Here is a 7488-nt window from a genome sequence, read left to right on the forward strand (position 1 = left end):
AATGGCTCAAAATCCCAGCCAATATCTTCTACAACACGTCTATTCCAACGACAGTTATCATTCTCAAAAAAAACCGCACCACAAAAGATGTCTTCTTCATCGACGCTTCAAAAGAATTTGACAAGGGTAAAAACCAAAACGTCATGACTGACGAGCACATCGCCAAAATCTTGGCTGCCTATCAAGACCGCCAAGACATCGATAAATTTGCGCATTTGGCAAACTTTGATGAAATTGTTGAAAATGACTATAACCTAAACATCCCACGTTACGTGGATACCTTTTAAGAAGAGCCTGTGATCCCACTACCTGATTTGGCAGACCAATTGGCAGATACCGACAAACAAATCGCTGAAACCACAGCAAAATTAGAAAGCATGCTCACGCAATTAGTAGGGACAAACCCTGATGCCCAAAACGAATTGGCTGACTTTTTAGCAAAATGGTAACAAATAAATACTAGGTTTTTGACCTAGTATTTTTTGGCTTTCGGGATTTGGGGTTTCCTTTGGCCTATCTTGTGCTATAATAGTATGTTATAAAAGAGAGGATTTTTTATGACAAATACCATTGATTTGGCGAAACCTGTCGCCGAAATCATACAAGAACACCCTGAAGTCAAGGAGATTTTGGTGGGTTTGGGGCTCAAACCCTTGGCCAATCCAGCCATGCTGCACACGGTAGGCAAGGTTACATCCTTGAAAGCAGGAGCAAAACTAACAGGCATTTCCCTAGAAGATATTGAGCGCACGCTCATATTTCACGGCTATGATGTAATCGGAGGTGACCATGACTGACAAGCGAATCGACGTGTTAAAAGACATTCTCTTGCGTTTGCATGACGGTGCGGATGCGGCTTCGGTGCAAGAGGACTTCAACCAGCATTTTACAGGCGTTTCGGCCCTTGAAATTTCCATGATGGAGCATGAGCTCATGGGGTCTGATACGGGCATTACTTTTGAGGATGTCATGGGGCTTTGCAATGTCCACGCCAATCTCTTTAAGGGAGCTATTTCAGATGTGGAGGCGCCTGACGCTGAGCAAGAAGGCCACCCTGTTTATCTCTTTAAGCAGGAAAACCTCGCCTTGCGAGCTGCCATGTTGCGCATTCGCCGCATCATTGAAAACTATGAAAAGCCTGAAAATGAGCCTTACCGTTTGGATTTGTTGAACGGTTTGCGCCATCAGATGAGCCTTCTTGGGCAATTTGATCGCCATTATACTCGCAAGGAAAAACTCTTCTTTCCAGTTATGGAGCGCTATGGGCATGACGCCCCACCAAAAGTCATGTGGGGTGTTGACGATGACATTCGTGATTTGTTCAAAACCACCCAAGCCAAACTCGACCAATTACCAAACATCAGCATTGACCAAGTTTCTGCAGCTTTTGAAGCCTTCGCCAAAGAATTTGAGGAAATGATTTTCAAAGAAGAGGCGATTTTACTGATGATTTTGTTGGAAACCTTGACGCAGGATGACTGGCTGGCCATTGCTAAGGAAAGTGATGCTTATGGCTATGCCATCATCAAGCCAACTGCGGTGTGGCAACCATACCGTGAAGTCTTTGACACACCAAAAGATCTTCAAGAAGAAACTGACAACAAAGAATCTCTTGTGGCAGAGGACCTTTCAGACACTGAACAAGTGACGCGTGTGATTGATACGCCTGAGGGACAATTGACCATTCAATTCACTCCTAAAAAGGACAAGGCAGCTGTGGACCGCACCACGACACAAGCCTTTGGCAATGGTTATTTGTCTGTTGAACAAGCCGATTTGATTCTCAATCATTTGCCGATGGAGATTACTTTTGTCAATAAGGACGATATTTTCCAGTATTACAATGACAACACTGAGCCTGAAAACATGATTTTCAAGCGCACGCCAAGCCAAATTGGTCGTCATGTGGAACTGTGTCACCCACCTCGTGTGCTGGAAAAGGTCAAAAAGATTTTCAGTCTCTTGCGCTCAGGTGAGCGTAACAAGGTGACTATGTGGTACAAGTCTGAGCGTTCAGGAAAATTTATTTATGTGACCTATGCTGCTGTCCGTGATCGAAAAGGCGATTTTCAAGGGGTGCTAGAATATGTCCAAGACATTCAAGTCTTTCGTGACCTAGATGGTGATGCTAGTCGTAACATTTAGTTTATAACACCCAAAAGGCAAGATCGACAGCTGGCCTACTGAGTTGCGGACTTGTCTTTTCTATGTAAAAAACGGTATAATAGAAGTTATGGTTAATGGAATTATCAATTTGAAGAAAGAGGCTGGCATGACCAGTCACGATGCCGTTTTTAAGTTACGGAAATTATTACACGAGAAAAAAATTGGGCATGGTGGCACGCTTGACCCTGATGTGGTCGGTGTTTTGCCTATTGCCGTTGGCAAGGCCACGCGTGTTATTGAATACATGACCGAGGCTGGTAAGGTCTATCGTGGGCAAATTTGTCTTGGTTTTTCGACCACGACAGAGGACGCCAGTGGCGAGGTGGTGGAGAGAACACCTGTGTCTGCTGATTTAAGTCCTGAGCAGGTGGATGAGGCTATGGCAGGCATGGTGGGGGATATCAATCAGACACCGCCCATGTATTCTGCCGTTAAGGTCAACGGACGTCGTTTGTACGAATACGCGCGTGCGGGCGAAGAAGTGGAGCGCCCACACCGTCAGGTCAGCATTTACGATTTCAGGCGCACCAGCTCCTTGACCTTCAAGGATGATTGTTGTTATTTTGATTTTGAAGTGGCATGTAGCAAAGGTACCTATATCCGCACTTTGTCCGTGGATTTAGGGAAATCGCTGGGCTACGCCAGTCACATGTCCTTCTTGGAACGTCAAGCTTCAGCAGGATTGCAGTTGGATGACGCCTTGACTTTAGCAGAAATTGCGGAGAAATGTCAGGTAGACGATTGGTCTTTCTTGTTGCCGATTGAGTATGGTGTCATGGATTTGCCACGTGTGGATTTGACAGACGAGGAGGCCAAAGAGCTATCATTTGGCCGTAAAATTCCGCTAGAGCGCACGGATTCTCGATTGGCAGGCTTTTACCAAGACAAGCTAATTGCGATTCTTGAGCCTCGTGAGGACCTATACAAACCACGCAAAGTGTTTATGTGAGATAAAGACAAATGAACATCTATGAATTAAACGATTATAAAGACATCACAACAAGCCAAGATGCGGTGTTGGTTTTGGGCTATTTTGATGGGCTTCATCTTGGTCACAAAGCCCTTTTTGACCGTGCTAAAATCATTGCTAAGGAAGATAATCTAGACGTCACAGTCTTGACCTTCAATGCGTCGCCACGATTGGCATTGAGCCGATATAGTCCGGATTTACTCTGTCAATTGACCTCTCCTGAGCTTCGTTATGACAAATTTGCGGCTTACGGTGTGGATAATTTGTACTTGACAGACTTCACGTCCTCATTTGCCAAATTGTCGTCGGATGCTTTTTTAAACTTGTTTGTCAAACCCTTGCGAGCAAAGGCCATTGTCGTTGGTTTTGATTACCGTTTTGGACATGACCGCAAAAGTGCCAGCGATTTAGCGCAGCAGTTTGACGGAGAAGTGGTGATTGTGCCAGAAGTGACGGACAAGGGCGAAAAAATCAGTTCCACTCGTATTCGTCATTTGCTGGAAACTGGGCAAGTCAAGGAAGCTAATCGTTTGTTAGGGTATGACTTTCAAACTAACGGTTTAGTTGTTCATGGCGATGCGCGTGGGCGTACCATCGGTTTCCCAACGGCAAATCTGATTCCTCAAGACAGGGTTCTGTTGCCTCAATATGGGGTTTACGTCACAGACGCCATTGTACGTGGCAAACGCTATCGTTCCATGACCAGCATTGGTAAAAATATCACTTTTGGCGGCACAGAATTACGTCTTGAAGTCAACATTTTTGATTTCAATAGTGATATCTACGGTGAGCACATCGACGTCATTTGGTTGGAGAAGATTAGGGATATGGTCAATTTCTCAAGCATGAAAGCCCTAACAACTCAGTTGCATCAAGATAAAGCCTTTTCGTTAAAATTGTGAAAAAATGGGTTTGTTTTTAGAAAAAAGATAGTCAATTATGGATTTTTTTAGTATAATATAAGCAAGTATATGGGGGGAGCGCTTATATGATTACGTTATTTTTATCACCGAGCTGCACCAGTTGCCGAAAAGCTCGTGCTTGGCTCAATGAGCATGACGTGAAATTTCAAGAACACAATATCATCACGAACCCGCTCAGCCACGAAGAATTGATGACCATTTTATCCTTAACAGAAAATGGTACAGAAGACATTATCTCAACTCGATCAAAAGTTTTTCAAAAGTTAGATCTTGACGTTGATGATCTCTCTGTTTCAGAATTGATTGACTTGATTTCGCAAAATCCAGGTTTGTTGCGTCGTCCGATTATCTTAGACGACCACAAACACATGCAAATTGGATTTAACGAAGACGAAATTCGAGCCTTTTTACCAAAGGATTACCGCAAACAAGAGTTGCGTCAAGCGACGATTCGAGCTGAGATAGACAGTTAAGAAAGGAGTAGCTCAAAGAAAGTCTTTAAAAAAACAAAAGTAGTGTCTGATCATAAGCTTATTGCGATGAAAAGACGCTCGTGCGCGTTGGAAAAGACTATTTTGAGGACAAATACTTTATGAAGAATTATAGCTATCCGCTTGATCCATCTTGGAGCACTGATGAAATTGCCTCGGTGCTTTCTTTTTTGAATCGAGTTGAAGACGCTTATGAAAGCAAGGTAGCCATCAAAGATCTCTTAGACAGCTACGCAGCATTTAAAACCGTTGTAAAAAGCAAGGCACAAGAAAAACAAATTGATCGAGCTTTTGAACAAAGCAGCGGTTATTCAACCTACCAAGCGGTGAAACAGGCACGCGCGACAGAGAAAGGATACATTTCTCTTGAAAACTAAATTTAACTTTGCCAAAGAAATCATCCGTGAGGCAGGTGCCTTTGTTAAATCACACATGATTCAAGAACTAGACATTGAAGAAAAGACCCGTTTTGATGATTTAGTGACCAATCTTGACAAGGCAACGCAAGATTTAGTCATTGGTAAAATCAAGCAAGCCTATCCCGATGACCATATCATGGCCGAAGAAAATGGCGTTTATCACCCCGTGTCTGACGGGCATGTGTGGGTTTTGGATCCTATTGACGGCACGGTGAATTTCATTGTTCAACGTGATCATTTTGCCATTATGCTCTCTTATTACGAGGATGGTGTGGGGCAATTTGGCTTGATTTACGATGTCATGGGTGATACGCTATACAGCGGTGGCGGGCAATTCGACGTCTATGCCAACGACAAAAAATTACAGCCCTACCAAGACGTACTATTAAACCGCAGCTTGATTGGTTGCAATGCCATGATGTTTGCGGATGATTATCACGGCATCAAAGAATTGGTTCAGCAAAGCCTTGGCGTGCGCATTTACGGTGGCGCAGGCATTAGCATGGCTTATGTCTTATCAGGGCAATTATTAGCCTATTTTTCACATATTCAGCCGTGGGATTATGCTGCTGCTAAGGTCATGGGGGAAAAATTAGGTTATGTCTTGCTCACTATTGATGGCAAGGAGCCTGATTTCAAGACTCGTCAAAAAGTCATGTTTGTGCCTAAGGCAAAATTAGCAACTATTCAACAATACCTCAAACCATAAGTGAGGATAGATCAGAAAGGGACAGTATGGCAGAAGCAAGTTGCCGCAGTTGGTACGAGGGAGATGCCCTTTTAGAAGCTTATCACGACACTGAATGGTGCAAGGTCACCCACGACGACCAAGCCTTGTTTGAATGGCTGTGCTTGGAGGGCGCTAGTGTAGGCTTGTCATGGAAAACCATTTTGCACAAACGTAGCAACTACTGCAAGGCTTTTCATGACTTTGACATTGACGCTTGTGCCAAGATGACTGACGAAGAACTAGAAAGCTTGTTATCAAATTCTGGTTTGATTCGCCATCACAAGAAAATTTTCAGTATTCGCCAAAATGCGCAAGCCGTCCAAGCCATCCAAGAAAGCTATGGCTCTTTTGACGCTTACCTCTGGCAATTTACCAAAGGACAGATCATGGACCACAAGTGGGAACAGTTGTCTGATATTCCTACCGTGTCAGACTTGTCCCAACAACTCAGTAAGGACATGAAAAAACGTGGCATGGTTTTTGTAGGACCTGTGATTACCTATTCGTTTTTGCAAGCTATCGGCGTGGTTAATGATCACCTAATAAGTTGTCCCTACCGATAATGTGTCAAAACCTAGCTCGGCATGGGGCTAGGTTTTTCACTAGAATCATGTCAGTAATGAAAGGAAAATTAAGATGATAGAGTGGCTCTTGTCACAACATGTGGTTTTGCTCGCCTTTTTAGCAGGGCTCTTTACTTGGGGCTGCACCATTTTGGGGTCTGCCGTGGTCTTCTTTTTCACGCAGGTCAATCGTCGCCTGTTGGATGCGACAATGGGTTTTGCGGCTGGTGTCATGATTGCGGCATCCTTTTGGTCTTTGCTCAATCCTGCCTTGGAGTTTGCCCAAGCAGATTATGGCACAATGGCTTGGTTGCCTGTGGCGATTGGCTTTTTAGTGGGTGGTTTTAGTCTACGTTTGATTGATGTTTTAGTGCCCCACTTGCATTTGGGTATGGACCTTTCTGAAGCAGAAGGCATTCAGCCCAAGAAAAAACTCTCAAAAACCGCCTTGCTCTTTTTGGCCATCACCATCCACAATTTTCCTGAAGGCCTTGCCTTGGGTGTGACCTTTGGTGCCTTGGCTTCTTCTCAGCAGCCGAGCGTCGCAGCTCTTGTGGCGGCGCTTAGCTTGACAGTGGGGATTGGCTTGCAAAATATTCCTGAAGGTGCGGCCTTGTCTATTCCTATCCGAGCAGAAGGGCGCTCTCGCAAATGGGCCTTTTTCGTGGGAGCTATGTCTGCCATCGTTGAGCCAGTTGGTGCTGTTTTGGGTGCTGCCCTTGTTTTGATGATGTTGCAAGTCATTCCCTATGCCCTAGCATTTGCGGCTGGCGCCATGATTTTCGTGGTGGTGGAAGAATTGATTCCAGAGTCGCAGACCAATAGCAATACCGACATTGCCACGATGGGCTTGATGGCAGGCTTTGTTTTGATGATGGTTATGGATGTCGCTTTAGGATAAGCGGCATTTTTTGATAGAAGGGGAGTTGATTGGTTGAAAACGAATTCAAAATACCATACAATAGGAGAAAAAGAAAGAAGGTGATGTGATGGCGATTACCCTTCACTTGTATTACAAAGGTGAGAACGGCAAAGCCAAGCAATTTATGGAAGAAATGGAGCAATCAGGCACGGCAGCAGCGATTCGTGCGGAAAAAGGCAACCTCAAATACGATTATTTCTTCCCAGTTAGTGACCCTGAAACGGTGCTTTTGATTGATAGTTGGGAAAATCAGGCTGCTATTGATGCCCACCACGCCTCACCCATGATGGCAACAGTGATAGCG

10 protein-coding genes and 1 pseudogene are annotated in these 7488 nt (G+C 44.4%); all 11 read left to right on the forward strand.

Annotated features, from left to right (window positions below):
• A pseudogene (locus B3R79_RS02505) lies at nt 1-449 on the forward strand (N-6 DNA methylase); the annotation flags it as partial.
• A gap of 108 nt (nt 450-557) precedes the next feature.
• Entirely contained in the window at nt 558-797 is a 240-nt protein-coding gene (locus B3R79_RS02510; RefSeq protein WP_154454709.1) for a DUF1858 domain-containing protein, read from the forward strand.
• Complete coding sequence (locus B3R79_RS02515; protein ID WP_293693548.1) at nt 790-2145, forward strand: DUF438 domain-containing protein; 1356 nt, start codon at nt 790-792, stop codon at nt 2143-2145. Before B3R79_RS02510 ends, B3R79_RS02515 begins: the two co-directional genes overlap by 8 nt.
• An 88-nt stretch (nt 2146-2233) precedes the next feature.
• On the forward strand, nt 2234-3115 hold the full coding sequence (truB, locus tag B3R79_RS02520) for a tRNA pseudouridine(55) synthase TruB (RefSeq protein WP_168260737.1): 882 nt from the start codon (nt 2234-2236) through the stop codon (nt 3113-3115).
• Nucleotides 3116-3126: 11 nt separating this feature from the next.
• Entirely contained in the window at nt 3127-4038 is a 912-nt protein-coding gene (locus B3R79_RS02525) for a bifunctional riboflavin kinase/FAD synthetase (RefSeq protein ID WP_293693550.1), read from the forward strand.
• Between the two features lie 86 nt (nt 4039-4124).
• Complete coding sequence (locus B3R79_RS02530) at nt 4125-4532, forward strand: Spx/MgsR family RNA polymerase-binding regulatory protein (protein ID WP_154454713.1); 408 nt, start codon at nt 4125-4127, stop codon at nt 4530-4532.
• Nucleotides 4533-4651: 119 nt separating this feature from the next.
• Nucleotides 4652-4927, forward strand: a complete 276-nt coding sequence (locus tag B3R79_RS02535; protein ID WP_154454714.1) for a UPF0223 family protein — start codon at nt 4652-4654, stop codon at nt 4925-4927.
• Entirely contained in the window at nt 4917-5678 is a 762-nt protein-coding gene (locus tag B3R79_RS02540; protein ID WP_154454715.1) for an inositol monophosphatase family protein, read from the forward strand. The genes B3R79_RS02535 and B3R79_RS02540 overlap by 11 nt, the downstream gene beginning before the upstream one ends.
• A 26-nt stretch (nt 5679-5704) precedes the next feature.
• On the forward strand, nt 5705-6262 hold the full coding sequence (locus B3R79_RS02545) for a DNA-3-methyladenine glycosylase I (RefSeq protein WP_293693552.1): 558 nt from the start codon (nt 5705-5707) through the stop codon (nt 6260-6262).
• A gap of 73 nt (nt 6263-6335) precedes the next feature.
• Nucleotides 6336-7163 carry a ZIP family metal transporter gene (locus B3R79_RS02550; RefSeq protein WP_293693554.1) on the forward strand — a complete coding sequence of 276 codons (828 nt, stop codon included), beginning with the start codon at nt 6336-6338 and terminating at the stop codon, nt 7161-7163.
• Between the two features lie 88 nt (nt 7164-7251).
• Nucleotides 7252-7488, forward strand: a 237-nt coding sequence (locus B3R79_RS02555) for a putative quinol monooxygenase (protein ID WP_293693556.1), incomplete at its 3' end; no start/stop codon positions are given.

Source organism: Streptococcus sp. UBA3373 (genome assembly GCF_002360305.1).
Lineage (GTDB): Bacteria > Bacillota > Bacilli > Lactobacillales > Streptococcaceae > Streptococcus > Streptococcus alactolyticus.

Coding starts and splice junctions, on each gene's coding strand:
- B3R79_RS02510 (WP_154454709.1), top strand. CDS start 558: ATGACAAATACCATTGATTTGGCGAAACCTGTCGCCGAAATCATACAA.
- B3R79_RS02515 (WP_293693548.1), top strand. CDS start 790: ATGACTGACAAGCGAATCGACGTGTTAAAAGACATTCTCTTGCGTTTG.
- truB (WP_168260737.1), top strand. CDS start 2,234: ATGGTTAATGGAATTATCAATTTGAAGAAAGAGGCTGGCATGACCAGT.
- B3R79_RS02525 (WP_293693550.1), top strand. CDS start 3,127: ATGAACATCTATGAATTAAACGATTATAAAGACATCACAACAAGCCAA.
- B3R79_RS02530 (WP_154454713.1), top strand. CDS start 4,125: ATGATTACGTTATTTTTATCACCGAGCTGCACCAGTTGCCGAAAAGCT.
- B3R79_RS02535 (WP_154454714.1), top strand. CDS start 4,652: ATGAAGAATTATAGCTATCCGCTTGATCCATCTTGGAGCACTGATGAA.
- B3R79_RS02545 (WP_293693552.1), top strand. CDS start 5,705: ATGGCAGAAGCAAGTTGCCGCAGTTGGTACGAGGGAGATGCCCTTTTA.
- B3R79_RS02550 (WP_293693554.1), top strand. CDS start 6,336: ATGATAGAGTGGCTCTTGTCACAACATGTGGTTTTGCTCGCCTTTTTA.